The following is a 25,260-nucleotide window of genomic DNA, read 5'->3' on the forward strand; positions in this document are numbered from 1 at the left end:
GGTTGCCTCCGATCCGGCTTCCGAGGAGATCTCTGTCGTTCCTGACTACGGGACCCGGCGCGGGTTGGTTCACCTGTGAGCGGGCACGGGTCGGCCATACTCGGCCCGTGCTCCTCGACGTCCAGCTCGATGCCCGCCCGGACCGGGCGCCCGCGAGAGCGCGTGACCTGGTCGGCGCGGGCGTCGACGGCCTGTTCACCTTCGAGGGCCCGCACGACGTCTTCGTGCCGCTGATCGCCGCGGCCGGGGTGGTCGAGACCGACCTGATGACGAACGTGGCGATCGCCCTGCCGCGCAGCCCGATGCACCTGGCGCACGCGGCGTACGACTTGCAGCTGCTGAGCCGGGGCCGCTTCCGGCTCGGACTGGGCTCGCAGATCCGACCGCACATCGAGCACCGGTACGGCGCGACCTGGCACCGACCGGTCGCGCACATGCGCGAGATCGTCCTCGCGGTCAGGGCGATCCTCGCGTCGTGGCAGGAGGGCACGCCGCTCGACTTCCGCGGCGAGTTCACCCGGCACACCCTGATGCCGCCGACGTTCGTGCCCGGCCCCAACCCGTACGGCGTGCCACCGGTGCTCCTCGGCGCGCTCGGGCCGCAGATGACCCGCACGGCCGCGGAGGTGGCCGACGGCCTGCTGGTGATGCCTTTCCACAGCGACCGGCACTTCCGCGAGCGCACGCTGCCTGCGGTGTCGGAGGGGCTGGCTCGCGCCGGGCGCGACTCCCTGCCGATCCACCCGCAGGTGATCGTCGCGATGGGCCGGACCGCCGACGAGCTCGAGCGAGCCGTCCACGGGGTCCGCACGCTGCTCGCCTTCTACGGCTCCACGCCGGCGTACCGGCCGGTGCTCGAGGTCGAGGGCTGGGCCGACCTCCAGCCGGAGCTCAACGCGCTCTCGAAGACGGGCCACGTCGCGGCGATGGTCGACCTGGTCGACGACCGGATGGTGCGCACCCTGGCAGTCGTCGGCACGCCCGAGGAGTGCGCGGCCGAGATCCGGCGCCGCTTCGGCGACGTCGCCGAGCGGGTGTGCGCCTACTTCCCCGGCTACGACGCGCCGCTCGACCAGATCGGGGCGCTGGCAACGGCGCTGAAGGGCTAGGCCGGGACCGCGAGGACCGTCACGTCTGCCCGGCCGCGGAGCAGCAGCGGCTCGAGCAGCCGCCACCGGGCGCCCTCCTCGGAGTCAGCCCGGTCCACGATCCGCTGGGACGCGACCACGCGCTCGGGGCGCTCCTTCGCCTGCTCGGTCAGCCGAGCGGCCTCGTTGACCGGGTCGCCGATCACGGTGTACTCGAGCCGCTCCGTGGACCCGATGTTGCCGGCGATCACGAGACCGTGGGAGACGCCGATGCCGGCGTCGAGGTCCGGCACCTCTGCGCGGAGGCGCGCGGCCATCGTGCGGGCCGCCGCCAGCCCGGCGCCCGCAGGATCGGGGAGTCCCAGGGGCGCACCGAAGATGCAGAGCGCGGCATCGCCCTCGAACTTGTTCACCAGGCCGCCGTACTCGCTCACGACCGAGACGACGACCTCGAAGAAGCGGTTCAGCGCGTCGACGACCTCGCGCGGCGTCCGTTCGACGGCCATCCGGGTGCTGCCGATGACATCGACGAACAGGGCTGCCGCCTCGCGCTCCTCGCCACCGAGCGCGACCCCCTGCGAGACCGCGAGCCGGGCGACGTCCTGCCCGACGTGGCGGCCGAAGAGGTCGCGCAGCTGCTCCCGCTCGCGCAGTCCCTGGACCATGCTGTTGAGCCCGACCTGGAGCTGCCCGATCTCGCCGGCGTCGTCGACGGTGACCGCGACCGAGAGGTCACCGCCCTCGACGTCGGCCAGGGCGTCGGTGAGCTCGCAGAGCGGCTCCCCGACCGACTTCGCGAACAGCACGGTCGCGAAGAACCCGGTCACGAGCGCCCCGCCGCCGACCACGATGCCGCTCAGGACCAGCTTGTCCAGCGGCACACCCTTCTCACCCGCGAACGCGACCATCAGGATCAGCCCGAGCATCGGCACCCCGGTGGTGAGCAGCCACGTGAACACGGCCTTCTCCCCCACACCTGCGGCCCAGCCGCGCTCCGGCGGTGCCACCTCCAGCACTCGGGCGGTCGCCGGCCGGAAGAGCCGCATCGTCAGCAGGTACGACGTGGCGACGGTGGCGCTCCCGCCGACGAACACCGCTGCGGCCATCTGCACGGCGAAGGTGGTGCTGACATCGAGGTTCGCCACGAAGAAGACTGCGCACGACGCGAGCCAGGTGAGCGCCTGCAACCAGAACAGCCACCACGGCAGGTTGAGCGTGAGGTCGCGCTCGGCCGCCGTCGGCACCGTCCCGTGGACGGTCCAGGCCAGCGTCCGCCGGGTCCGCGGAGCACCGACCGCGCCGAGCACGACCCAGCTCAGCGCGATGCAGACGAGGCCGACGACCACGTTGTCGCGCACGATCGCCGACGTGGAGTAGCGATCGGGGAAGGGCAGCACCACCAGGTACTCGACGAGCAGCACCGCTGCACCGAGGACGTTCGCCAGCCAGACCAGCGCCAGGGTGTGCAGCGTCGTGACGGCCTTCAGCCCCACATGCATGCTGCGATCGTGCACCATCCGGAGCCGCTGCGGGTGACGTTCCGACCTGAGGCGCGAGGCAGAGGGTGACCTTCGGCCCTGATCACGTCGACGCGCTGGTTGTTTGGTGGAAGAGGGGTGACGGCGATGAAGGACGAGCCCGGCGCGGCGTGGGTCGACCTGTACTGGCTGCCGCTCGGGGCAGGCGGCCACGTGGTCCGGTGGAACGGTCGCCTGTACGAGTGGTGGTCCTCGCGGCGAGAGCATCGGCCTCCCGCAGACCTCTACCACTCCGGACTGATGGTGTGCAGCGATGGCGTCACCTACGCGGTCGAGATGGGACCCGTGTGGAACGTGCGTGATCCGGACCGTGGCGTGGTCGCCGAAGGCCCGGTCGGGTCGAAGCGGCTCGGCCGGTTCCGCGCCTTTCGCTATGAGGTTCGTTGCTGGCCTGGGGGTCGCATTCCCGATGTTGCCGAGGCCGTCGAGAGCCCGGTGCGGACCACCTCCGACCCCGCGAGGGTTGCCGCCCTGCTCGAGATGTTCGGCGAGATTCCCGTGCTCACCTGGGGAAGGGACGAGCTGGGCACCGGCCAGATGTGGAACTCGAACTCCGTGGTCGCCTGGGCGCTGGCGAGCACGGGTCACGACCTGGACGCGATCGCCCCACCCCGAGGGGGCCGTGCGCCCGGATGGACTGCGGGTCTCGTCCTGGCACGGCGGCAGCCATCGTTCAGGCGGCCCTGAACCTCCGCAGCCGCAGGCTGTTGCTCACCACGAACACCGAGCTGAACGCCATCGCTGCTCCGGCGAGCATCGGGTTGAGCAGGCCCGCGGCAGCGAGCGGCAGGGCTGCGACGTTGTAGGCGAACGCCCAGAAGAGGTTGCCCTTGATCGTGGCGAGGGTACGCCGGCTCAACCGGATCGCGTCGACCGCGACCCGCAGGTCGCCCCGGACCAGGGTGAGGTCGCTGGCCTCGATCGCGACGTCGGTGCCGGTGCCCATCGCCAGGCCGAGGTCGGCCTGCGCGAGCGCCGCGGCGTCGTTGACGCCGTCGCCCACCATCGCGACGACCCGGCCCTCCGACTGCAGCCGCTTGACCACGTCGACCTTGTCGGCGGGCAGCACGTCGGCGATCACGTCGTCATCGTCGATGCCCACCCGAGCGGCTACCGCACGCGCGACGGTGGCATTGTCGCCGGTGAGCAGGATCGGCCGCAGCCCGAGGCCACGCAGGCCGGCGATCGCCGCCGCCGAGGTCGGCTTCGGCGCGTCGGCGACGACCACGACGCCGCGTGCCGCGCCGTCCCAGCCGACCGCCACGGCCGTGCCGCCATCGGCCTGCGCCCGTGCGAGTGCGCCCTCGAGATCCGCGGGCAGGTGCTGCGACCACTCGGCCAGCAACCGGGGCCGGCCGACGAGCACGGCGTGGCCGTCGACGATGCCCTGGACACCGAGGCCCTCGAGGTTCGCGAAGTCCTCGACCGCGGGCAGGGCACCGCGTTCGCGTGCTCCGGAGGCGATCGCCTGGGCGATCGGGTGCTCGGACGCGTCCTCGAGCGCGCCGGCCAGGCGGAGGACCTCGTCGCGGTCCTCGCCGGTCGCGGCGATCACCTCCACGAGCGCCATCCGGCCGGTCGTCACGGTGCCGGTCTTGTCCAGGACGATGGTGTCGACGTCGCGCGTCGACTCGAGCACCTCGGGTCCCTTGATCAGGATCCCGAGCTGGGCACCGCGGCCGGTGCCGACCATGAGCGCCGTCGGCGTGGCCAGGCCGAGCGCGCACGGGCAGGCGATGATCAGCACCGCCACGGCAGCGGTGAACGCGGCAGAGCCTCCCTCCGCCGCTCCCAGCCAGAAGCCGAGCGTCCCCACGGAGAGCGCGATCACGATCGGCACGAAGATCCCGGAGATCCGGTCGGCCAGCCGCTGGGCCTGTGCCTTGCCGTTCTGGGCGTCCTCGACGAGCCGGGCCATCTGGGCGAGCTGCGTGTCCGCGCCGACCCGGGTTGCCCGGACCACGAGCCGTCCGCCCGCGTTGACGGTGGCGCCGACGACCGCGTCACCGACACCGACCTCCACCGGCACGGACTCGCCGGTGAGCATCGAGGCGTCGACCGCCGAGCTGCCCTCCTCGATCACGCCGTCGGTGGCGATCTTCTCCCCGGGACGGACGACGAAGCTGTCGCCCACGGCGAGCTGGGACACGGGGATGCGCACCTCTGCCCCGTCACGCACCACCGCCACGTCCTTCGCGCCGAGGTGGAGCAGCGCGCGCAGCGCCGCACCGGCCCGCCGCTTGGCGCGCACCTCGAAGTAGCGCCCCGCCAGGATGAACGTCGTCACCCCGGCGGCCGCCTCGAGGTAGATGTTGCCCTCGCCGCTGCCGCGCTCGACGGTCAGCTCGAACGGGTGCTTCATGCCGGTCATCCCCGCGGTGCCCCAGAAGAGCGCGTAGACCGACCAGCCGAAGGCCGCGAGCGTACCCAGCGAGATCAGCGTGTCCATCGTCGAGGCGCCGTGGCGGAGGTTGGTCCACGCGGCCTTGTGGAACGGCCAGGCGCCCCAGACGACCACCGGTGAGGCGAGCGTCAGCGACAGCCACTGCCAGTTGTCGAACTGCCAGGGAGACACCATCGCGAGGAGGATCACCGGGACCGTGAGCACGGCCGAGACGACGAGCCGGTCGCGCCACGGCCGGCTCGGGTCGTCCTCGTCGGGCCCGGCGGTGTCGTCCGGCGACGCGGGCCCGGCGGGCAGCGCGGCGGCGTACCCCGCCTGGCCGACGGTCTCGAGCAGCTGGTCGGGTGTGATCGTGCCGGGGAAGGTGACCTTCGCCTTCTCGGTGGCGAAGTTCACCGTGGCGGTGACGCCGTCGAGCTTGTTCAGCTTGCGCTCGATCCGGTTGGCGCACGAGGCGCAGGTCATCCCGGTGATCGCCAGCTCCACGTCCTGCAGCTCAGCCATGGTCCCCTCCGTCGTGGGAGTCCTCCGAGCCCATCGACATGCCGGACGAGGGCATCTTGTCGACATCGACGGTGAACGCGGCCGTGCGGACGACGCCGCCGACCTGGAAGTCGAAGAAGTAGCGGTACCGCCCGGGCGCCAGCCCGGACACGGCGAACACCGGCGTCGGGCCTTCGGCAGGGTGTGCGTGCAGGTACGCCAGGTCGTCTACGCGGATCACCACGAGGTGGCCGAGGGCGCCGAGGTAGGGCTCGAGCGCGACGGGTTGCCCTGCCCTGGTGACGCGCAGGGTCGCCGCACCGTCAGCCTGGTCGAGCTGCACGGTGAACCCGTCGACCCGGTCCGTCGTGGCCGGCTCGGGCACCGGTCCCGGAGCCGGGTGGCCACCCGTCGTGGAGAAGTCGGCGGTCGCCAGGAAGCCTTCGCCTCCGGTGCTGCCGTCGGCGTACATCCGGTACGCCGAGCCGGGCTCCAGGCGCAGCGCCACGCTCCAGGTGCCGTCGGGCGCCAGCGTGGGGTGCACGTGCTGGAAGTCGGTCAGCTCACGGGTGCCGAGCACGATGAGGTGCAGCTGCTTCTCGTGCTCGACGTCGTACGCCGTGACGGGCGTGCCGTCGGCCGTCTGGAGCTGGAAGGAGACCGGAACGTCCCGCCCGGCGGCATAGCTCCGCTCCGACAGCGCCAGGTGCACGGAGACAGCGGCGGCCGCGTCGTGACCGGAGTCATGAGCGGAGTCGTGCCCGGACGCACCGTGGTCCGCCGCCGGCTCGGTGTCCGGGTCGGTGAGCGCGCCGAGGCCGAACGCCGCGGCGAAGACTGCGGCCAGGCCCGCGACGAACGCGGCGACCTTCACCGGCGTGCTCATGCGAGCTGGTAGCCGGCCTCCTCGACGGCAGACCGCACGGTCGCATCGTCGAGGGGCTCGGCGCTGGTGACGGTGAGCGCTCCGGTCTCGAGGGTCACGTCGACCTTCTCAACACCGGGGATCTCCTGGACCTCCTCGGTCACCGAGGAGACGCAGTGGCCGCAGGTCATCCCGGTCACGGTGCCGGAGAACGTGTAGGTGTCAGACATGGCTGGACTTCCTTCCGGTGAGTGGGTGGTCAGGAGCGCACGAGCCGCGCGATGGCGTCCGAGGCTTCCTTCAGCTTGATCTCGGCCTCCGGTCCGCCGGACCTGGCCGCGTCGAGCACGCAGTGGCTCATGTGCTCGTCGAGCAGGCTGAGCGAGACGGCCTGGAGCGCCTTCGTCATCGCCGAGACCTGGGTGAGGATGTCGATGCAGTACTGCTCCTCCTCGACCATCCGCTGCAGTCCACGGGCCTGACCCTCGATGCGACGGAGCCGCTTGAGGTAGTCGGCCTTGGTGTTGTTGGCGATGTAGGAGTGCTGGTGCTCGCTCATGTCTCGATACTATACCCCCCATGGGTATATGGCAACTGATGCCCGCTCATAAGACGTGAGTCCTCGAAGGTCGCTCGTCCTAGTCTCGGGACATGCTCGAGTCCCAGCGTGAAGCAGTGCCCCGCAACGACGACGGCCCGCTCGACACCGCGCTCGCCTTCCTGTCCTTCGCGCGCTCCTGCGTGCTGAAGAAGGTCGACGGTCTCGGCGACGAGCAGCTGCGGCGGCGCTTCGTGGTCTCCGACACGACCCTGCTCGGCCTGGTCCAGCACCTGGCCGACGGGGAGCGCTACTGGTTCGGGCACACGCTCGCCGGCGACCCGGCGTACGCCGATGTCGACTTCAGCATGGTCGTGCCGCCCGACCGAAGTGCCACCGCCGTCATCGCCGACTACCGCGCTGCGATCGCCGAGAGCGACGCACACATCGCGACGGCCGGTGGTCTGGAGGCACTCACCAGGAATCCGGTGGACGACCGGCCGAAGACGCTCGGCTGGGTGTTGGCGCACGTCACCAGCGAGACGGCCCGGCACGCCGGGCACGCCGACATCCTGCGCGAGCTGCTCGACGGGACGACCGGCCGCTGAACCTGCGCCGGGAGCGCGCCTCGTCAGCCCTCGGGGAGGGAGAAGAGCGCGGGCTCCTCGTGGACGACCGGGGTGGAGACCACGACGGGGTGCACGACAGAGCCGGCGAAGCCGGGGCCGGGGAGCGGCGCGACCTGGCCCTTCCACGACAGGGCGGCGCCGTTGGCCAGCCGGTCGGCGGCCTCGTTCAGCGGGTGGCCGGTGTGCCCCTTGACCCACTCGAACGCGACCCGCCGATCGACCATCGCCAGGTCGAGCGCCTTCATGATCTCGAGGTTGAGGACGGGCTTCCCGTCACCCTTGCGCCAGCCACGTCGCTTCCAGCCGGCCATCCACGTGGTGACCGACTTGATGACGTAGGTGCTGTCGCAGATCACCAGCAGGTCCTCGTCGAGGTGTGCCGTCTGCTGCAGCAGGTCGAGGACGGCGGTCAGCTCGGCCATGTTGTTGGTCCCGTGGGCCCAGCCGCCCGCGGCCCAGCAGTCCTCGTCGACGTACCAGCCCCAGCCGGCGGGACCCGGGTTCCCGAGAGCCGAGCCGTCGGCGGCCGCGATGATCGTCATGGCACGCATCGTGCCATCCTTCCCTCGTGTCTCCGAACAGCGCGCCGACCGAGTCCCTCGCCCAGCGTCTGCTCGACGCACAGGTGCGCCACCACCTCGACCAGCTGACCGGCGACGCGCTCGCGGCGACGGTCTCCGGGTTGGCCGACGACCTGCTCGCGGCGACAGGGAAGCACCCGATCGAGGACCTCGTCGACCGTGAGCAGGTGAAGGCGATCGTGGTCCGGGTGCTCGGGACCGTCCCTGGCAGTGCGGCCGTCGGCGGCATCGTCGAGATGGCCGCCTCCGTCGCGTACGACGGACCCGAGGAACCGTTCCCCGTCGGCGAGCTGATCGACCGCGAGCGGGTCGAGGCGCTGCTGGACTCGCTGCTGGCGCTCGTCCCGGTGGTCGAGCGCGTCCTGGAGCGGCTCGTCGCCAGCCCGCTCGTCGGCACCGCGGCCTCCCGGTTCATGGGCCGCATCGTGGGCGAGGTGCTCCAGGCCAACAAGGCAGTGGCCGATCGGGTGCCGGGCCTCGGATCACTGATGTCGTTCGGGACCAGTGCCGCGTCGAAGGTGATGGGTGCGGCAGACCGGCAGTTCGAGGGGTTGATCGGCGACACCGTCGGCAAGGGCAGCGCGTTCGCCGTACGCCGCCTCAACCGGATCGTCGTGGAGACACTGCGCGACCCGACGACCCGCGAGGCCGTCCTGCAGGCCTGGGACCTCCTCGCCGAGGAGCGGGTCGAAGGCCTCGACCGGTTTGCGAGCCGCGAGGAGCTCGCCGGCGTGGTCGACGCGATCCACGAGCTGGCGGTCGGTGCGCTGTCCACCGAACAGGTCGCGCGCCTCGGGAAGGCTGTCGTCGACGCGTTCTTCGACCGGTTCGGCGGCTACACCCCCACCGAGCTGGTCGACGCGCTCGAGCTGGGCCGCGACGAGCTCGTCGCCGACCTGGTGCGGATGGCGCCACCGCTCGTCGACGCCCTGCGCGAGAGCGGGGACCTGGAGCGCGTGGTCCGGGCGCGGCTCGAGCCCTTCTACGTCTCGCCCGAGGTCAGCGCGCTGCTGGACTGATCAGGACCGTTGCTGCGGCACCCGCGGAGGGGCGTGGTGCGGGGCCGGGACCGGGTCGGTGTCCACGACCACCACGATCGCCACCTCACCGTCGGATCGCGGGGAGAGCGGGGTGACCGACGTGTGCACGCGCTCACCGATCAGCCGGCCCGCGCGCCTCGCCGCCCAGCTCACGTCGACGACCCGCTGTCGAGGGATCGACCTGACCACCCGGACGCAGGTGCCCTCGCGCTGCAGCTCCTGCGCGATCTGGACGGTGAGGTCGTCGTGGAGGTCAGAGGTCATCCACCCCCGTACCCCGACCTGGCCTCGGGCAAACCCCCTGGGCCCGCGGGGTCAGGCCTCCGCCGAGCGGGCCTCCTGGGTGACCTTCTCCCAGGCGAAGCCGTCCGGGTCGGTGAACGGCTCCAGGTCACTGCCGATGACCAGCCGGTGGGAACCGCTGCCCTCGGGCGCGACGCCGGCGTCCTTGGCCAGCGCGCGCCGCTTGTAGAGCGCGAGCCTCACCGGCTCGGAGCCGCTCTCGAACTCGACGTACTTGCTGCCGTAGCTCTTCCCCACGGTGAGGCCCCGCTCCACGTAGAAGCGCTTGGTCGCGGCGACGTCCTCGACGCCGATGAGCACGACGAACGAGTCGATCTCGCCCGTGTCGGGGCCGGAGTCCTTCTTGTTCGAGGTCGCCATCTTCCAGATGGTCCCGTCGGGAGCCTGGATGACGCCGCCCACGCCCCACAGGGACCTGGAGACGGGCTTCAGCGACGTCGCACCGGCGTCCAGCGCTGCGGCCACGAGGCGCCTCACGGTCGCGGGCTGGGAGACGACGAGGGAGAGGGTGACGCCGCGGAAGCCACTTGTCGGCGCGTCCGAGGCCCGCAGCCTCAGCTGCGGGCCGAGGCCGAACGCGGCGGAGTAGAAGTGCTGGGCGGCCGTCAGGTCGGCCACCTCGAGGGTCACGGATTCGATGGAGGTCATGCCGAAGACGCTAGGGCGGCAGCCGCCGCGGTGCTTCTCGATTCCTGACCGGTTCAGTCGTCGAAGCTGACGCGGAGCACGATCCGCTGGTGACCGTCGTGCTTCGTGACCGTCATGCCGAAGGCGTCGAGCGGCTCGGCGTCCGCGCGATCGCCGGTCGCCGCAGTCTTCGCCAGCCAGTCGCCCGAGTCGAAGTCGAGGTAGAACACCGAGGTCGCGTCACCCGCCTGGGGTGCGACCTCCTTGAACCGGTCCGAGTCCCCGAGGCCGGCACCACCCTTGGCGAGCTGGTCCAGGTAGTCGGCGTCGGGGCCGACGACGACGTCGTCGCCCGCACGCCGGGAGAGCAGCCGCGACGCCGCATCGGTGCCGACGCCATCGCGCAGCTTGTCGAGGGCCGACTCGATCCGGGCGGCGTCGCCCCTGATCCGCGCGGCGACCGGCAGGTGCGCGAAGTCATCGCCGGTGATGTCGTCGGGCGAGAACCCGTTGCCGGCGACGATGCTGATGCCGTCGCCGCCCAGCGCCTGGACGTCACCGGGCACGTCGAGCCCGGTTGCCTTCTCGAAGGCGGCGATCGTCTTGTCCTTCGAGCCGTCGGAGAAGGGGTACGCGTCCGCGAGGCGGCTGATCAGCGCGTCCACCCACTCGTCGGCGAGACCGGCTCCGAAGGCGACCGCCGTGTCGGCCGGCAGCCGGGACACCAGCTCGCCGCCCGCGCTGCCGGCGTACGCGTCCGCGGAGGTGCCCACGAGGGCATCGCCGGTGACGACGAGCTCCAACGCACCGTCGGTGAAGCGGGCGACACCGCCGAGCCCGGTGAAGCCCTGCAACGAGGTCCGCAGCGTCGGGTCGATGTGGGGGGCGGGGATCTCACCGACCGAGTCGTAGCCCGCAGTCGCACCGTCCGGTACGTCGTTCTGCGTGGTCATCCCGTCCGGCGACTCGTTGCCGTACATCTGCCGCATCAGCCGGGCCTGCTGCTCGAGCAGGCGGTTCTGCTCCTGCTCGGTGAGCTCCTCGAAGTGCTGGAACCGGCGCTGCAACCTCTCCTCCGCCTTCATGAGCCGCGGGGAGACGTCGGGGGGCTCCGGGACGGAGTCGGCACCCTCGTCGTAGGACGTGCGGACCACGCTCGTCGCCGCGAACCCGGTGATGATCGTCAGGATCGGGTCGGTCGCACCGTCGAGCGCCTCCAGGACGGACCAGCCGGTCCAGGGACTCCGGTCGATCTCGTCGAGAAGCGCCTTGCCGGCGGCCGGGGCGGCGTACAGGGTGACCAGCCCGGGGTCGCCCGCGGCCTTCGTGAGGGTGCGGAAGTCGCCGTCCTGGTCCAGGCTGTGGCGCCCGGCGTCGCGGCCGACCCGAGCGGCGACCGCGTCGTTCCTGGCGAGGACGGCCCAGTCACCGTCGACCGCGTAGCCGAAGTCCTTCGTGTCGCATCCGCGTCCGGCAGCCTTCAGCCCGGCGCGGGCCCGGTCGGCGTCCTTGACCTGGAGGACGACCACCGGCTCCGGCTTGTCCTGGGCCACCACCGCGAACGCGACCCGGTCGCCGATCCAGGGCTTGATGTCGGAGAAGTCCAGGTCACAGCTGCTCTGCGCGGTGATCTTCTCCACGACCGACTGGGAGAGGTCGTCGGCGCTGTCGAGGCCGAGCGCCTTCTTCAGCGTCGGGAACTTCCGCAGCGTGCGGAAGGCCGCCACCTTCTGCTGACCCGGCGGGTCGAGGTCGAGTGCGGCGTACGCGAGGGTGTCGGCGGGCAGCGCCTTGGCCGGCTGGTCCCCCTGGGCCGTCCAGGACTGCCACGCCCAGAGACCCCCGCCGACCACGGCCGCGACCACGGCGGCAACGCCCAGGACCGCGACGTACCTGCGGCTGCGGCCGGGACGGGCTGCGCGCGGGGGTCCCACGATCTCGAACTGCTCGATCGTCGGCTCGGGCCCGGGTCCCTGGTTGCTCATCACGTCGTCCTCGGTCGTGGAAGTCACCGTGCGCGAGCACGCACGGAGAATCTAACGACGACCGGGCGATCGCGGGCCGGAACCGGTGAAGTGACCGCCTCTCGTCGCGCCGACGACCGACTTCTAGCGCGCCTCGACCGGCGAGGCCTCCTCGGCAGGCTCTGCGTCCACCTCGGGCGCTGCGTCGTCAGCTACCGGCTCGCCGCCGTCCTGATCCCCGGTCTGCGTCGCGGCCCGCTCGTCGGCGGCGAACGGGTCGGGCGCCGTGACCGAGCCGGTGAGCGTGGCCAGCATCTGCCGGACGTTGGCGAGCTGGGCGTTGATGGCGTCGCGCCGCTGGGTCGCCGCCGAGAGCTCGCGGTCGGACTCGGCCCGCATGCGGGTGGCCCGGGTGCGGGCGTCGTCGACGATCGAGGTCGCCTGCTCCTCCGCCGCTCGGACCAGGTTGCCCGCCTCCACCTTGGCCGCCGCCTCGGTCTGCTGGGCCTCGGTGCGAGCCGTCTCGAGGGTCTGGGTGGCCTCGTCGAGCCGCCGCTCGACCTGCTCCATCTGCCGCTGGAACTCCTCCTCGGCGACCTTGCGGCGCTCCGCCAGCGTGGTCTCGAAGTCGGCCGCCGACTGGACCGCCTTGGCGCGCTGCTCCTCGTAGATCGCCTCGGCCTCCTGGATCCGCGCGGCCGCGTCTCGCTCGGCGTTGTCGAGGCGCTCGTCCGCCGCTCGACGGGCGTCCTCGACGATGCGGGTCGCCTCGGTCTCTGCAGTGCTGCGCGTGTCCGCGGCGTACCGATCGGCGTCCTCGCGGACTCGCTTCGTCTCCTCCTCGAGTTGCTGGCGCGCCTCAGAGACCTCGGCGTACGCCGTGCGCCGCAGCTCGTCGGCCTCGTCGTTGGCCAGGGTGAGGATCTGTCCGACCCGGGCACCGAGGTTCTCGAACGTGGCCGGCTCGACGACCGCGGGCGCCGGCTCGGGCCGGTCGCGCTCAGCTGCCTCCTGGGCTGCCTCGAGGCGCGCAGCCAGGGCGTCGCGCTGGGCGTTGGCCTGCGCCACGGCCGCGGTGAGCTCCTCGAGGCGGCGGTTGACCTGGGCCGGCTCGTAGCCGCGCCTGACCAATTCGAAGGTGCTGCTGCCGGGGTCGTTCATCGTCACTGTCCCTGTCCCTCTTCTCGACGTACTGACTCGTGGTGGTTCGCATCGGGCGCCGACGACGGCACGGCAAGGGCCTCGATCACCCCGGAGAGCGGTCGCAGCTCCTCCTCGATGGCATCGCGCCTGCGCGCGAGTGCGGCGACCTCGTCGCGGGCGTCGTGGAGGCGCTCCTTGGCCTGTGCGCGGAGGGCATCGGCCTCTGCCCGCGCAGAGGCGAGGAAGGCGGCAGCCTCCTCACGCAGTCCGCGCGCCTCGTCCTTGGCCTCGCGCTGGGTGCGCATGACCTCCTCGGCCGTCTGGTCGCGCAGCAGCTTGGCGCCGGACTCTGCCTGCTCCAGCCGCCGCTGGGCTCGCGCCTCGACCTGGTTGTAGTACTCCTCTGCCTCGCTGCGCAGGCGTTGGGCGTCGTCCTCGGCGCCGGCCCGGATCCTGGCGGCGTCCTCGTCCGCGGTGCGTCGCTGGTCGTGCGCAGCCTGGGCGAGCAGCGCGGCGGCCCTCTCCGCCTCGGCCGACTGCTCGGCAAGGCGGGTGCGCACGCCGGCGGCAACCCTCCCGATGGCCTGGCGTCCGGCGCGGAGCCTGCTGGCCGCGCCCAGGTGCGCGCGCTGCTCCATGCGGGCCACCTCGAGCTCGGCCGTGCCGAGCAGCTCGGCGACGGTCGACTTCGCCCAGCTCATCTGCTCGGCTGCCGCTGCCAGCTCGCGAGTGGCGGACTCCTGGGCCGCCAGGCCGATTCCCTCGGCCTCGGCCTGCGCGAGCTGCACGGCTTCGAGGGCCCGCGCCCGGGCCTCGTCGAGCACCGCGGAAGCCTCCGCACGCGTGCGCTCGGCCTCCCCCTCGGCCGCCGTGCGCAGCGAGGCTGCCTCGGCGGACGCTGCGGCGACGAGCTCCTCGGCGCGGAGGGCGGCAAGCCGCTCGCGCTCCTCGATCGCCTCCGCGCTGGCTGACTCTCGCTCCTCGACCTTGCGAAGCGCGTCGTGGAGGAGGGCCTCGGCGGTGGACTTCGACTCGTGCTGGATCCGCTCGGCATCGCGGCGCGCCTCGACCAGACGCTGCTCGGCCTCCGCCAGCATCGCCGCCGCGCGCTGCTCGGACTCCTCACGCAGGCGGTCGGCCTCACGCCCAGCGGTGCGGATGAGCACCGACGCCTGCTCACCGGCGTCGGCGACGACCTGCTTGGCCTCCTGGGACGCCTCGTCCAGCTGTCGCTCGGCCACCCGGAGGACCCGGGCGGCTTCCTCGCGGAAGCGGTGCGTGTCCGCGGCGTCGGTGCGCAGGCTCTCGGTGAGGGCACGCGCCTCCGCCTCCGCGTCCGCGCGCAGCTGGTCGGCGACGAGCTCGGCCTGGCGCAGCAAGGCGGCCGCTGCGCTCGACGACACGGCCTCGTCGGGCCTCGCGGCGACCGGTTGTCCTGACGGACCCAAGGTCATCGTGATCACTCCCACCCGTGCCTGCTCGACCCAGCCTCGCAGGCAGTGCCCATCCTCGCATCCCAGTTCCCGCGTGGCACACGGGGATCCGGCGCCCGGCCACCGCCGGCCGGGAGTTGAGGCAGATGCCTCACGACCCACCGCGGATCCACGGGGACGCTGGGCCCATGACGACGACACCACGAGAGACCGTTGCGGCCCTGGTTGCCGACCCGCGGCTGGTCGAGGGCCACGACGAGCGCTTCACCGGGTACGGCGTGATGGGGCTGCCCTTCGCCAGCGGCCACTACCTGGCGCTGCGGGACATGGTGGCCAGCTCCGTAGGTCCGGCGTACCGGGCGATCTGGCACCGCGACCCCGCCGGGCACTGGACGATCCACACGACCGGAGACCCCGCGCTGACCTGTCCGCGGTACTTCGGCTCGGTCGCCGCGGCCGCGCACGCACCGAGCCTCGACGTGTCGTGGCGCGACGACCAGGTCCTCGAGGTCTCCCTGGCTGACGACCTGAGCTGGCGCATCGAGCTGGCCCGGACGCCCGCGACCCGGGTCATGACCGCCATGGGCGGCATGCTTCCCGAGGCGGGGTGGAACAGCGGCGCCGTGCTGGGCGCCATGGGCCCGATGGCCCGCACGATGCTCCGCAGCGGCCGGATCCAGCTGCGCGGCGCCACCCCGAACGGCCCGCGGTTCAGGGCCGCGCCGTTGAAGATCTGGCGCGTGGTCGGCGGCACTGCCTCCTGGCGCGGCGAGGACCTCGGGGCGCTCGCACCTCTGGACCACCAGGTCAGGCTCGGTGACTTCTGGCTCCCCCAACGCGGCGTCTTCTTCGCGGGTCGGGCCCGGTTCACTCCCCCGGTCGACCCGATCGAGGCCGTCGGAGCTCCCGCAGGCACCAGAATGGCTCGATGACCGCACCTGATCCGCTGCCACGCCGGGTCGAGGTGCTCGCCGGACTCTCGGTGGCGATCGACCTGGGGCTCGGGCAACCGGCCGAGCACATGCTGCGGTCGGCGGTGGTCGCCTGCGGACTGGCGGACCGGCTCGGACTCAGCCGCGAGCAGAAGGCCACCGCGTACTACACGACGCTGCTGATGTGGATCGGCTGTCATGCGGACTCGCAGGAGTACGCACGCTGGTTCGGCGACGACATCGCCGTCCGTCGCGACGCGTACCTCGTGGACTGGTCCGGCGTGCCGTACCTCCGCTTCCTCGCCGGCAACATCGCGCGTGGAGAGCCGCTCGCCCAGCGCCTGCGCGTGATGACCACCTTGATGCGTGACGCCCGCGGCCAGCTCGCCCAGCTGATCCACTCCCACTGCAGCTCGGCCGCCGCGCTCGCCCGGCACATCGACCTCGGCCCTGCGGTCGAGCGGACTCTCACCTTCGCCTTCGAGCGGTACGACGGCGGCGGGCTCCCCGCAGGCGCCTCCGGTGACCGGATCCCGATCGAGATGCGGATCGCCCAGCTCGCGGACGTGGCCGAGGTGCACGAGCGGATGTACGGCGTACCCGGAGCGGTCGCCATGGCGCGGAGCCGTCGCGGCGGCCACCTGGACCCGGCCGTGGTCGACGCGTTCACCGCCGACGCGGCCTCTCTGTTTCCCGCTCCCGGGGATGACCCCTGGGTCAGGGCACTCTCGATCGCCCCGGACTCGGAGACCCGGCTCGACGAGACCCGCCTGGACGCCCTGTTGACCGCCATCGGCGACTTCGTCGACCTCAAGTGCCCCTTTGCGCTCGGCCACTCCCGCAGCGTGGCGGACCTCGCGGAGCGGGCGGCGGTGCAGCTGGGCCTCTCGCCCGAGGATGCGACCGCCGTACGCCGGGCCGGCCACCTGCACGACGTCGGTCGGATCGGTGTGTCGAACCAGGTCTGGTCGAAGCCCGGCGAGCTGACCGGCTCGGAGTGGGAGCGCGTGCGGATGCACCCCTACCTGACCGATCGCGTGCTGACCCGGATCCCGGGGCTCGCCCGGGTCTCCGTCATCGCCCGTGCCCACCACGAGCACCTCGACGGATCGGGCTATCCCCTGGGCCTCTCCGGCACGGCCCTCGGCCAGCCCGAGCGCCTCCTCGCCGCCACCGTCGCCTACCAGTCAGCGCTCGAGCCGCGGCCCTACCGCGAGCCGTGCACACCCGAAGAAGCCGCGGCTCGGCTGAAGAGCCGTGTGACCCGCGGCGCCCTCGACGCGGACAGCGTGGAGGCCGTCCTGGCGGTGGCCGGACACGCAAGGACGAAGGTGCGTCGCGACGACACGCTCACGCCGCGCGAGACGGAGGTCCTCGGCCTCGTCGCCCGTGGTCTCTCGAACCGGGAGATCGCCACCCGGTTGGTGCTCAGCGAGAAGACCGTCCGCAACCATGTCGAACGGACCTACGCGAAGATCGGCGCGACCAACCGGGTCGGGGCGAGCCTCTACGCCCTGGAGCGCGGACTGGTCACGCCGTCGAGCTGACCCGGCCCGTCGGCCGGATCAGGCCGTCTGGACCCGGCGGACCAGCACGACGCCGTACGCCGCCGCGGCGACGAGCGCGACCGCGCCGTCGGAGAACAACAGCCCGCGCCCCCACTCGAGGGGCGTGTAGGTGTCGGCGACCGCGGCTGCCAGCAGCACGACCGCGGCGCCGCCGAAGGCGGTCATGCCGATCGCCGGGACGACGCCGTCGGCGGGCTGGCTCGTGCGCCGACGGCCCACCCGCAGCACGAGCAGGCTGGCGAGGAGGACCAGGAGCGCGAGGACGCCGCGCAGGACGAGGGTGTCGTCGGCGTTCTCCGCCGCTGCAGCGCTCCGCCAGCCGGCCGCGCCGGGCTGCACCGCGACCCAGTGCGCCACCTGCGCGTGGGAGGGCAGGTAGCCGTGCGGCAGCCCGAACGCGGTGGCCCTCGAGGAGGCTGCGGCGACCACCTGTGCGAGCAGCGTGCCGGCCAGGACCGCCACCGAGCCGACGGCCGTCAGGTGGGCGGCCCCGAGGACGAGCGGCGCGAGCCGGGAGACGACCGGGTCGTTCGCGGCCGCGGCGACCTGTCGCGCCGTGCCGAACCGCTGGATCGCCCGCTCCTGCGCGAGCGCGTCGTCGGCGCCCGCGTCCGGCTCGCGCGCGGTCGTCTCCCGCAGGTGCTCTTCCGCCTCCGCGAGCAGCCGGCGCGCGCGAGCCGGACCGACCCGCAGGCGCACGGCCAGCTCGTCGAGGTAGCTGTCGATGGCGTCCATCACGCCGTCCCGAGGACGGTGCTCATGCTCGCCGAGAAGCGTCGCCACTGCCGGGACTGCTCTGTGAGGGCGTCCAGGCCGGGCGCGGTCAGCCGGTAGACGCGGCGTCGGCGGCCGTCGAGGGTTGCCCAGTCGCTGCTCAGCAGGCCCTCGCGCTCGAGACGGTGCAGGGCCGGGTAGACGGTGCCTTCCGGCAGGTCGAACTCACCTTCGCTGCGACGCCGGAGCTCGGCGATCACCTCGTAGCCGTGCGCCTCCCCGTGCCGGAGCACCGAGAGGATCAGCAGGTCGAGGTGCCCCTTCACCCGTTCTCTTCCCATACCTAGGCAGTCTAGGTATGTTCGGCGCGTGACACAAGAGACAGCGCACCCGGAACTCGTCCTGCCGACGGCCACCGCCGTCGGCGCCCTCCTCGGCTTCCTGGGGGCACGTGTCGTCCTCGTGGGCTCGGGCCTGAGCCTGGTGCCGTGGGCGATCGCCGGCCTTGCGCTCGGCTGGTTCTGCCGATCACGGCGTCTGGCCGCCGCGGGCGGGGGCGTCTTCGGCTTCGCGCTCGCCTTCACCTTCATGACGACCGGGTACGACGGAAGCGAGCCGCTCGGGTCGCGACTGCCGCCCTTCGCCGTGCTCGGCCTGGTCGGCGCGGTCTGCGGGACCGCCCTGGGCATCGCCGGTCAGCGGCTGCGACCTGACGGGCCGTCAACCGCCCCGGATCAGTGAGCCTCTGCCTTCCGCAGGACCGACTGGAACTGCTTGCCGAGCGCGCGCGCCCCGGCGACCGGGATCAGTGCGCCGATGAGCTTGCCGCGAAGACCCTTGCCCACCCGGGTCAGGGAGACGTGCACATCGGTGCCGGCGTCCGCCGGGACCAGCTGGTAGCGCCAGCCGCTGCCCGGTGCCCACAGGTTCGACTCCAGGGTGTCGATCGCGACCGTGCCGGCCGCCGCGTCCCAGGTGTAGCGCTCACGCTCCCAGCCCATCGCGGTGCCCTCGGTGACCTCGGCCCAGTCGGGGCCCTGGTCGTGGACCTGGAAGTGGGCCTCGTCGATGTTGGGCCAGCGCTTCGGCCGGTCCGCGCCGAAGTCGGTGAACAGCTCGAGCACCTGGGCCGGCGACATGGTCGTGTGCACCGTGAACTGCGTTCCCGACATCGGCTGCCCTGACCGGCTAGAGCTTCGACATCTTGGCGAACGGGCTCGTGATCCGCAGCGTCTGCGCGCGGAACTCGACGGTCACCGCGGCCGCCTCCACGTGGACGACGCGGCCCATCCCGTGGGAGTCGTGGGAGATCCGGTCACCCACCTCGAACACCTCGATCGTCGGCTCCGGATCGGGCTTGAACGGACTGCTGGCCAGGTGTCGCCGTGGCCGTGCTGGAGTGCTCATCCCCTCCAGTATCCCCCTCCTCGGTCCTCACGGCGACCACGGGCCGAAAAGTTCACCTCTCACGCGCGCTCCCGCCACGCGCGGACGAAGGCCCCGGGCGGACCCGGGGCCTTCGCTCCTGACGATGCGCGGCTGGTCGCCGCCTGTCTCAGTCGGTCTCCGGTGACGGGATGTAGGCGCCCGGCACCTCGTTGGGCAGGTAGACCTTCGAGTCGCCCGGGTAGGGGACCTTCCAGTCGTGCGTCTGGTACCACGTGTAGCGGTTCATCTGTGCCGGGTGGGCGTAGTCGGCCTTCGCCTGGGCCCCGGTGAAGTGCTGCTTCTGGGCCCACGCGCCCCACGCCGCCGCGGTCGGTGCGTCCTGGGCCGCGACCACGGGAGCCGGAGGCGCGCCGGCAGGCGCGTCCGGACCGCAGGCGGGCACCGGGTTGACGTTCTCGGTCAGGGGGATCTGGTTCGCCACCGCGTTGAACGGTGTGTCGTCGGCACGGGACTGGAACGCGTCGAACATCGGGGTCGCCGCGGCGACCTTCTGGTTCAACGGCTCCGCGCCGAGGATCTGCTCGATCGTGCGGACCATCGAGATCTGCGAGTAGTACGTCGAGATCGTCCTGCCGTGCGCCGCCCACGGGCTGATCACCTGGATCGGCGCCCGGTGGCCGTCGACGTGGTCGACACCGGCCTGGCTGTCGTCCTCGACCACGAAGATCGCCGAGTCCTTCCAGTACTTGCTGTGCGAGATCTCGTCGACGACCTTGCCCACGGCGAGGTCGCCGTCGGCCACGGCCGCGCGCGGTGTCGACGGCCCTCCGGTGTGGTCGCTGGAGAGCCACAGCATCTGGAAGTCAGCCGGACCCTTCTGCTCGAAGTCCTGCTTCCAGACCTGGTAGCGGTACATGTCCGGGATCGACAGGTCGAACGGCGGCGAGAGCGGGTCGCTGATCGCGTTCAGCGACGGGATCACCGATCCGTAGTCACCCTTCAGCTCCGGAGCCGTGAGCTGGGCGGGATCGCCGCCACCCTCGACGCTCTTGACCGTGCAGTAGTACTGCTGCCAGCTGCCCGACGGCTTGCCCTCGGTGTACTCGAACTCGCCGTAGTTGCGGGCGGAGCGGTGCGCGGACTGGATCGCGGTCCACAGGAACCCGGAGCGCTGGTGTCCGAGCACGTCCTCCTCGGTGTCGTAGGAGCGGGTGTACTCGCCGACGCTCGACTCGGTGTACTCCGGGTCGTCGCCCTGCATCAGCCAGTTGTGACCTTCGGCCGAGTTGGTGCCGACGTCGTAGGTGTTGTCGTACAGGCCGAACTGCCGCGCGAGCGCGTGCTGGTTCGGCGTGACCTGCTGGCCGAACTGCGCGAGGGTCGCGTCACCGTTGCCCTCGGGCATGTCGCCGTAGACCTGGTCGTAGGTGCGGTTCTCCTTCACGAGCAGGAAGACGTGCTTGATCGTCGACGGGTCGCCGATGCGCGTGGGAACCGGCACGGCCGGCACGTGCCGGTTGCCGCTGGCCTGCTTCACGTCGGTGTCGGCGGGACCCCAGCCGTTCTGGGCGAACACCTGTGGTGTGTAGGTGTCCCGGACGGCCCCGTCCGACGGCAGGGTGAACCGAGTCAGCGAGGCGGTCGTCCCGTGGGTGCCCCACGCGGTGGCGGGCGTCGTGCCGAAGCCCTGGTTCGAGGTGATCTTCTGCCCGCGGGCGTCGATGCCGCGGCGGTTGGCCACGACCGTCCTGCCGCCGACGGAGAAGACGTCCTCGGGGTAGTAGTCCGTCGGGACCAGGCCGACGTAGCTGACCGGGTCCAGCGCGCCCTTGCCGAGCCTGTAGACCGCGATCGCGTTGGCGCGACCCAGGCTGACCAGGAGCCGGCCGTCCTGCACCGTGAGCCCGTCCGGTGCGTAGCCGATCGACGAACCGCGCCAGGGCTGGGTCGCGATGGTCTGGACGACGTGGTCGTGAGTGGTGTCCACGACCGAGACCGTGTCGTCGTTGGAGTTGGCCACGTAGAGCGCCGATCCGTCGGCGTACATCGCGGTGGGGTGCAGTCCGACCTTCACCGTGCCGACATCGGTGCCCGCGTCCGCTGGGTCGATGACGCTCAGCGTACCGTTGGTCGACGTGCCGAGGTAGGGGTCGGCCGGGACCGCGGTGCCGTAGGAGTCCATCGTCGTGTCGCCCGGGTTCGCCGGCCGGCCGCCCTCGTTGCTGACGTAGAGCCTGCCATCGACGAGCTTCACCTGCCGCGGGGCGATGCCGACGTCCCACGTGCGGGTGATGGTGCCGGCGACCGGGTCGATCGCGACGACGGTGTTCTGCCCGTTGACCGCGGCGTACAGGGTCTTGCCGTCGGCGGAGAAGCTCATCCCGGCGGTCAGCGCCTGCTTGCCGTCGACGGTCGGGATCGCGATCTTGGTGCCGGCTGCGAGCGTGCCGTCGGGATTGACCGGGAACCGGGTGATGCCGGTGGCGTTCGGCATGAAGAGGAGCTTGCCGTCCGGTGAGTAGACCGGGCCCTCCTGGCCGACGGTGTTGTCGGAGGGCTTGAGGTTGGCGCCGGCGGCGGTGCCGGCCCGGAAGACGAGCTGGTAGGTCGAGAGGTCGAAGATCTGCAGCGAGATCGAGCGGTCGCTGGAGGTCGCGGCGAGGAAGCGGCCGTCGGGACTGACGGTGGTCCCCATGAACTTGCCGTACGGCGTCGACAGCCGGTCGCCGAGCGGCTTGAGGATCTGGTCCGAGGAGACCTGCAGTCCGTTCGCGTACTCCGTGCCGACCTTGTTCTGCCCGAAGATCGTGGTGGTGCCGTAGGCGGTGCCGGTGCCGACGACAGCGAGCGCGGCCGTTCCGGCGATGACGAGTCTGAGCTTGCGTTGCCCGAGGAGCCCGGATCGGTCCCCCGCGACGCGCTTGCGCTGGCGCACGACGTGCATGGTGGGTGGTTCCCTTCTCAGAAGACGATGGATCGGAGACGGTGGTCAGAGCAGGTCGACGTAGCCGTCGAACTGCCACAGCGGGTTCGGTGCGTCACCGGACGGCGTGTGCACCTGGAAGCTTCCGTTCACCTCCTTCGGCCCGTCCCCGTCCGCGACGTAGCGCCCTTCGGCGGCGACGTCGAGCTGGTAGATGGCGGATCCCTCCGCGGTCGACCCGGGCAGTCGCCAGGAGACGACGCACCGCCAGTCGTTGCCCGGGCCCCGGTCCGCGACCCGGTCTCCGCCCTTGTCGCAGTCGGCCCTGGCGTGCAGCTCGGCCTCGGTGACGGCCGGCCGGTGCAGCTCGTCGGTCTGCAGCCGGTAGAGATGTGCGTACGCCGTCGACAGCGACGCCTCGAGCTTTCGCCTGTCGATGCCGGAGTCGGCGTTCGGCACGAGCGCCGCGACGAGAAGCGCGGTGAGACCGGTCAGTGCCGCCAGCGGCAGCACGGCCGCAGCCAGCGCACGGCGGCCGGCGCCGTCGTAGGCGAGGTCGGTGAAGTCGCGGCGGACGAAGAGGAGGTACGCCAGCCCGGTCGCCGCCGCTGTCCACGCGAGGCTGACCGCGATCCCGGCGAGGAGCGGCCCGGTCTGCGCGGGCTCCGTGAACAGGCCGCGCCAGGCGAGGAAGGTGTTGCTCGGCAACGACAGCCGGACGGCGACCGGGACCGGCAGCACGAGCACCAGGTCCATGACGAGTGCGAGCACGGCCGGGACGAGCAGCCCCATCGGCGAGCGGCCGAGCACCACCGAGCCGAGCAGGCCGACGGCCGAGAACGCGAGGGTCGGCGGCAGCACGGACAGCCAGGCGAGGAGCACCGCTCGAGCCGCGGCGCCGGGTCCCAGCAGGTGACCGTCGAGGCCGACGAGGGGGTGGCTCCCGACGGCGCTCAGTCCTCCGACGACGCTCGAGGCGCACAGCGCAGTGACCATGAGCACGATCACGGTGAGGCTGGCGAGCGCCTTCGCCACGAAGATCCGGCGCGGAGACCTGACCGCGACCAGGAGGTGCCGCCAGGTGCCCAGCCGGTCCTCGGCCGCGAAGACGTCCCCCGCCACGAGCGAGGTCAGCAAGGGGAGCCCCCAGCTGCACGCGAAGGCCAGCACGACCAGCGAACCCGCCCACCCGGTCGCGTGCATCCAGCGGCCGAAGACCGTGTCGGTCGGGAGAGACGCCTGCGCACTCACGACCGCGACGAACACGGCGGGTGCGACGACACAGGCGACGAGCACGAGCCGGATCCGCCACTGGGTGAGCAGCTTGGCCAGCTCGAAGCGGTAGCCGGGCAGGAGCGGTGCGGGCCGGACCTCGTCGTACGCCGGTGCGAGTGCGGTGCTCACGCGGCGCCGCCCGCCTCGGTGTCGCCACCGGTCAGCGCGAGGAAGGCAGCCTCGAGGGGCGTGACGACTGGGGCCAGCTCGCGCACGGCGACGCCGGCGCCGGCGAGGCGCGCCACCAGGGCATCCATTGTGTCCACGGAACCGCTCACGACGAGCGCCTCGGTCGAACGCCTGCCGCTTGCGGATCGGTCGACACGGAGGTCCGGCAAGCCGGCGGCGATCGCGCGCGCCCGGGCAGGGTCGGAGGTGAGCAACCGGTGGTCGAGCTCGCCGCTCTCGACGGCGAGCTTGTCGAGCGGACCTGAGAAGACCACGCGTCCGGTGGCCAGGAGCGTCACCTCCGAGCACAGGGAGGACAGGTCGTCCATCCGGTGGCTGGAGAGGACGACCGCGACTCCGTCGTCGGCGAGGTCGCCGATCACCCGCTCCACGTGCCGCTTCCCCGCGGGATCGAGGCCGTTGGCGGGTTCGTCGAGGATCAGCAGGCGCGGGTGGGTGAGCAGCGCTGCGGCAAGACCGAGCCGCTGACGCATTCCCAGCGAGAAGCCGCGAACGCGGACGTCGGCGACCTCGCCCAGACCGGCCTTCCCGAGAGCACCGTCGACCTCCGCGCCACGCCCGGAGCGTCCGCCGCGCAGCGCGGCGAGGGCAGCCAGGTTCTGCCGCGCCGTGAGCGAGGGGTAGAGACCGGGGCCGTCGACGAAGCCGGCGACGCCGTCGGCCACGACCAGCGACCGGCCCACCGGCCGTCCGAAGATCTCCAGGGTGCCCGCATCGGCGGTCGCGACCCCGAGCAGCAGGCCGAGGAGCGTCGTCTTCCCCGCTCCGTTGGGACCGACCAGCCCGTGGACCTGTCCCGGCTCGACGTCGAGGTCGACACCGTCGAGGGCGACGACCTCGCCGTAGTACTTGGTGATCCCGTGCGCCCGAGCGGCCGGGGTCCGCTGCATGAGAGTTCCTTTCCCTGGGACCGAGACGAGGCTAGGGAGGCTCGGCTGCGCCGAGAGGTCCGCGAGGAGAACAGCGGGCGAATGACTCGCGAGCAACGAGAGCCACGAGCTCCTTCGAGCGGCCATAGTGGGCTGGTGAGCAGCACCAGGGGACCGAGGAGCTTCGACCCGGACGTGATCGGGAACGCCGAGACCCGGGCGTGGGCGTCGTACTACCGGCGCGAGTGGTGGTCGTTCCTCGAGGCCGCGGTCACGATGGTCCACGAGGGCTTCGGGATGGGATGGCCACGCTCGGTGCGCGGCGCGTACCTCGTCCTGCGGGCCAACCAGAAGTGGGCTCCGAACCCCGGCAACGACCCCGATGCCGCACGTGCCTACATGCGGCGCTTCTACGCACTCATGCTGCGCGACAGCGGTGACCTCCGACTGGATCCCGAGGAGGCGTCACGACGCGAGGTCGCCTGGTGGCACCGGCACCGCCAGCAGCAGTACGACGCGGCGGGCGACGGCGCGCCACTGGTCGAGTCGCTCGTTGCGCTCTACTCCTACGTGTACGACGCGCCCGCCGAGACCGTCCGGGAGGCGGCCGAGCAGCGGGTGCTGGCCATGCAGCACTCGGACGCCTGGGTGCGGGCGGGCTGCGACCTCGCCGACCCGCTGCTCGCCCAGGAGAGGGACGCGCTGCTCGCGTCGTACCGCTCCCTCAGGGTGGCGGTGGGGCGCTGACCGACCGGGGTGCTCCTA

26 protein-coding genes are annotated in these 25,260 nt (G+C 72.0%); 8 read left to right on the forward strand and 18 right to left on the reverse strand.

Features of this window, described 5'->3' with window-relative positions; translation table 11 throughout:
- Positions 1–2 precede the first annotated feature (2 nt).
- Positions 3–1,109, forward strand: a complete 1,107-nt coding sequence (locus ACVW00_RS15105; protein ID WP_457111720.1) for a TIGR03617 family F420-dependent LLM class oxidoreductase — start codon at positions 3–5, stop codon at positions 1,107–1,109.
- Here the strand turns inward: ACVW00_RS15105 and ACVW00_RS15110 are convergent.
- On the reverse strand, positions 1,106–2,587 hold the full coding sequence (locus tag ACVW00_RS15110; protein WP_457111721.1) for an adenylate/guanylate cyclase domain-containing protein: 1,482 nt from the start codon (positions 2,585–2,587) through the stop codon (positions 1,106–1,108). The genes ACVW00_RS15105 and ACVW00_RS15110 overlap by 4 nt on opposite strands.
- Positions 2,588–2,713: 126 nt before the next feature.
- Here ACVW00_RS15110 and ACVW00_RS15115 point away from each other — a divergent pair, with 126 nt between their 5' ends.
- Positions 2,714–3,313, forward strand: coding sequence for a hypothetical protein (locus ACVW00_RS15115; protein ID WP_457111722.1), 600 nt, complete (start codon positions 2,714–2,716; stop codon positions 3,311–3,313).
- Here ACVW00_RS15115 and ACVW00_RS15120 read toward each other — a convergent pair.
- Genes ACVW00_RS15120 through ACVW00_RS15135 form a run of 4 tightly spaced genes read right to left on the reverse strand, consistent with a single transcriptional unit; the run spans position 3,300 to position 6,937 of the window.
- A complete protein-coding gene (locus tag ACVW00_RS15120) occupies positions 3,300–5,534 on the reverse strand; it encodes a heavy metal translocating P-type ATPase (protein WP_457111723.1) in 2,235 nt (744 codons plus the stop codon). The genes ACVW00_RS15115 and ACVW00_RS15120 overlap by 14 nt on opposite strands.
- A complete protein-coding gene (locus ACVW00_RS15125; RefSeq protein ID WP_457111724.1) occupies positions 5,527–6,399 on the reverse strand; it encodes a hypothetical protein in 873 nt (290 codons plus the stop codon). The genes ACVW00_RS15120 and ACVW00_RS15125 overlap by 8 nt, the downstream gene beginning before the upstream one ends.
- Entirely contained in the window at positions 6,396–6,608 is a 213-nt protein-coding gene (locus ACVW00_RS15130; protein ID WP_457111725.1) for a heavy-metal-associated domain-containing protein, read from the reverse strand. Before ACVW00_RS15130 ends, ACVW00_RS15125 begins: the two co-directional genes overlap by 4 nt.
- Before the next feature lie 29 nt (positions 6,609–6,637).
- A complete protein-coding gene (locus ACVW00_RS15135) occupies positions 6,638–6,937 on the reverse strand; it encodes a metal-sensitive transcriptional regulator (RefSeq protein WP_457111726.1) in 300 nt (99 codons plus the stop codon).
- 92 nt (positions 6,938–7,029) lie between these two features.
- Here ACVW00_RS15135 and ACVW00_RS15140 point away from each other — a divergent pair, with 92 nt between their 5' ends.
- Positions 7,030–7,524, forward strand: a complete 495-nt coding sequence (locus tag ACVW00_RS15140; RefSeq protein ID WP_457111727.1) for a DinB family protein — start codon at positions 7,030–7,032, stop codon at positions 7,522–7,524.
- Positions 7,525–7,547: 23 nt separating this feature from the next.
- Here the strand turns inward: ACVW00_RS15140 and ACVW00_RS15145 are convergent, their stop codons facing one another.
- On the reverse strand, positions 7,548–8,096 hold the full coding sequence (locus ACVW00_RS15145) for an RNase H family protein (protein WP_457111728.1): 549 nt from the start codon (positions 8,094–8,096) through the stop codon (positions 7,548–7,550).
- Positions 8,097–8,113: 17 nt separating this feature from the next.
- Between ACVW00_RS15145 and ACVW00_RS15150 the strand changes: the two genes are divergently transcribed.
- Entirely contained in the window at positions 8,114–9,145 is a 1,032-nt protein-coding gene (locus tag ACVW00_RS15150; RefSeq protein ID WP_457111729.1) for a hypothetical protein, read from the forward strand.
- On the opposite strand, the gene ACVW00_RS15155 is transcribed toward ACVW00_RS15150, so the two are convergent.
- The 5 genes from ACVW00_RS15155 to ACVW00_RS15175 form a co-directional block, all read right to left on the reverse strand.
- Positions 9,146–9,430, reverse strand: coding sequence for a hypothetical protein (locus ACVW00_RS15155; RefSeq protein WP_457111730.1), 285 nt, complete (start codon positions 9,428–9,430; stop codon positions 9,146–9,148). It lies immediately after the preceding gene.
- A 51-nt stretch (positions 9,431–9,481) separates the two neighbouring features.
- Positions 9,482–10,117: a glyoxalase gene (locus ACVW00_RS15160; RefSeq protein WP_457111731.1), complete on the reverse strand. Its 636-nt coding sequence runs from the start codon at positions 10,115–10,117 to the stop codon at positions 9,482–9,484.
- A gap of 53 nt (positions 10,118–10,170) precedes the next feature.
- Positions 10,171–12,081 carry a DUF3352 domain-containing protein gene (locus ACVW00_RS15165; protein ID WP_457111732.1) on the reverse strand — a complete coding sequence of 637 codons (1,911 nt, stop codon included), beginning with the start codon at positions 12,079–12,081 and terminating at the stop codon, positions 10,171–10,173.
- Between the two features lie 123 nt (positions 12,082–12,204).
- Positions 12,205–13,221: a DivIVA domain-containing protein gene (locus ACVW00_RS15170; RefSeq protein WP_457111733.1), complete on the reverse strand. Its 1,017-nt coding sequence runs from the start codon at positions 13,219–13,221 to the stop codon at positions 12,205–12,207.
- Between the two features lie 2 nt (positions 13,222–13,223).
- Positions 13,224–14,672 carry a hypothetical protein gene (locus ACVW00_RS15175; RefSeq protein WP_457111734.1) on the reverse strand — a complete coding sequence of 483 codons (1,449 nt, stop codon included), beginning with the start codon at positions 14,670–14,672 and terminating at the stop codon, positions 13,224–13,226.
- 152 nt (positions 14,673–14,824) lie between these two features.
- Between ACVW00_RS15175 and ACVW00_RS15180 the strand changes: the two genes are divergently transcribed.
- Both ACVW00_RS15180 and ACVW00_RS15185 read left to right on the forward strand, forming a co-directional pair.
- A complete protein-coding gene (locus ACVW00_RS15180) occupies positions 14,825–15,568 on the forward strand; it encodes a hypothetical protein (protein WP_457111735.1) in 744 nt (247 codons plus the stop codon).
- The gene (locus ACVW00_RS15185; protein ID WP_457111736.1) at positions 15,565–17,115 is read left to right on the forward strand and encodes an HD domain-containing phosphohydrolase; all 1,551 of its coding nucleotides are present in this window, start codon (positions 15,565–15,567) and stop codon (positions 17,113–17,115) included. The genes ACVW00_RS15180 and ACVW00_RS15185 overlap by 4 nt, the downstream gene beginning before the upstream one ends.
- An 18-nt stretch (positions 17,116–17,133) precedes the next feature.
- On the opposite strand, the gene ACVW00_RS15190 is transcribed toward ACVW00_RS15185, so the two are convergent.
- Both ACVW00_RS15190 and ACVW00_RS15195 read right to left on the reverse strand, forming a co-directional pair.
- The gene (locus ACVW00_RS15190) at positions 17,134–17,871 is read right to left on the reverse strand and encodes an HAAS signaling domain-containing protein (RefSeq protein WP_457111737.1); all 738 of its coding nucleotides are present in this window, start codon (positions 17,869–17,871) and stop codon (positions 17,134–17,136) included.
- The gene (locus ACVW00_RS15195) at positions 17,871–18,191 is read right to left on the reverse strand and encodes a PadR family transcriptional regulator (protein WP_457111738.1); all 321 of its coding nucleotides are present in this window, start codon (positions 18,189–18,191) and stop codon (positions 17,871–17,873) included. Before ACVW00_RS15195 ends, ACVW00_RS15190 begins: the two co-directional genes overlap by 1 nt.
- Positions 18,192–18,219: 28 nt before the next feature.
- Between ACVW00_RS15195 and ACVW00_RS15200 the strand changes: the two genes are divergently transcribed.
- The gene (locus ACVW00_RS15200; RefSeq protein ID WP_457111739.1) at positions 18,220–18,591 is read left to right on the forward strand and encodes a hypothetical protein; all 372 of its coding nucleotides are present in this window, start codon (positions 18,220–18,222) and stop codon (positions 18,589–18,591) included.
- On the opposite strand, the gene ACVW00_RS15205 is transcribed toward ACVW00_RS15200, so the two are convergent.
- The 5 genes from ACVW00_RS15205 to ACVW00_RS15225 all read right to left on the reverse strand — a co-directional run bounded on the left by ACVW00_RS15205 (position 18,585) and on the right by ACVW00_RS15225 (position 24,516).
- Positions 18,585–19,022 (reverse strand): hypothetical protein, encoded by a 438-nt coding sequence (locus tag ACVW00_RS15205; protein WP_457111740.1) that lies wholly within the window; start codon positions 19,020–19,022, stop codon positions 18,585–18,587. The two genes, ACVW00_RS15200 and ACVW00_RS15205, sit on opposite strands and share 7 nt — an antisense overlap.
- A gap of 16 nt (positions 19,023–19,038) precedes the next feature.
- A complete protein-coding gene (locus ACVW00_RS15210) occupies positions 19,039–19,257 on the reverse strand; it encodes a hypothetical protein (RefSeq protein WP_457111741.1) in 219 nt (72 codons plus the stop codon).
- Between the two features lie 148 nt (positions 19,258–19,405).
- Positions 19,406–22,183 carry an alkaline phosphatase family protein gene (locus ACVW00_RS15215; RefSeq protein WP_457111742.1) on the reverse strand — a complete coding sequence of 926 codons (2,778 nt, stop codon included), beginning with the start codon at positions 22,181–22,183 and terminating at the stop codon, positions 19,406–19,408.
- A 45-nt stretch (positions 22,184–22,228) separates the two neighbouring features.
- Complete coding sequence (locus ACVW00_RS15220; RefSeq protein ID WP_457111743.1) at positions 22,229–23,566, reverse strand: ABC transporter permease; 1,338 nt, start codon at positions 23,564–23,566, stop codon at positions 22,229–22,231.
- On the reverse strand, positions 23,563–24,516 hold the full coding sequence (locus ACVW00_RS15225; RefSeq protein WP_457111744.1) for an ABC transporter ATP-binding protein: 954 nt from the start codon (positions 24,514–24,516) through the stop codon (positions 23,563–23,565). Before ACVW00_RS15225 ends, ACVW00_RS15220 begins: the two co-directional genes overlap by 4 nt.
- 135 nt (positions 24,517–24,651) lie before the next feature.
- Between ACVW00_RS15225 and ACVW00_RS15230 the strand changes: the two genes are divergently transcribed.
- Positions 24,652–25,242, forward strand: a complete 591-nt coding sequence (locus ACVW00_RS15230) for a hypothetical protein (RefSeq protein ID WP_457111745.1) — start codon at positions 24,652–24,654, stop codon at positions 25,240–25,242.
- Positions 25,243–25,260 lie beyond the last annotated feature (18 nt).

The sequence above is a fragment of the Marmoricola sp. URHA0025 HA25 genome (assembly GCF_054059435.1).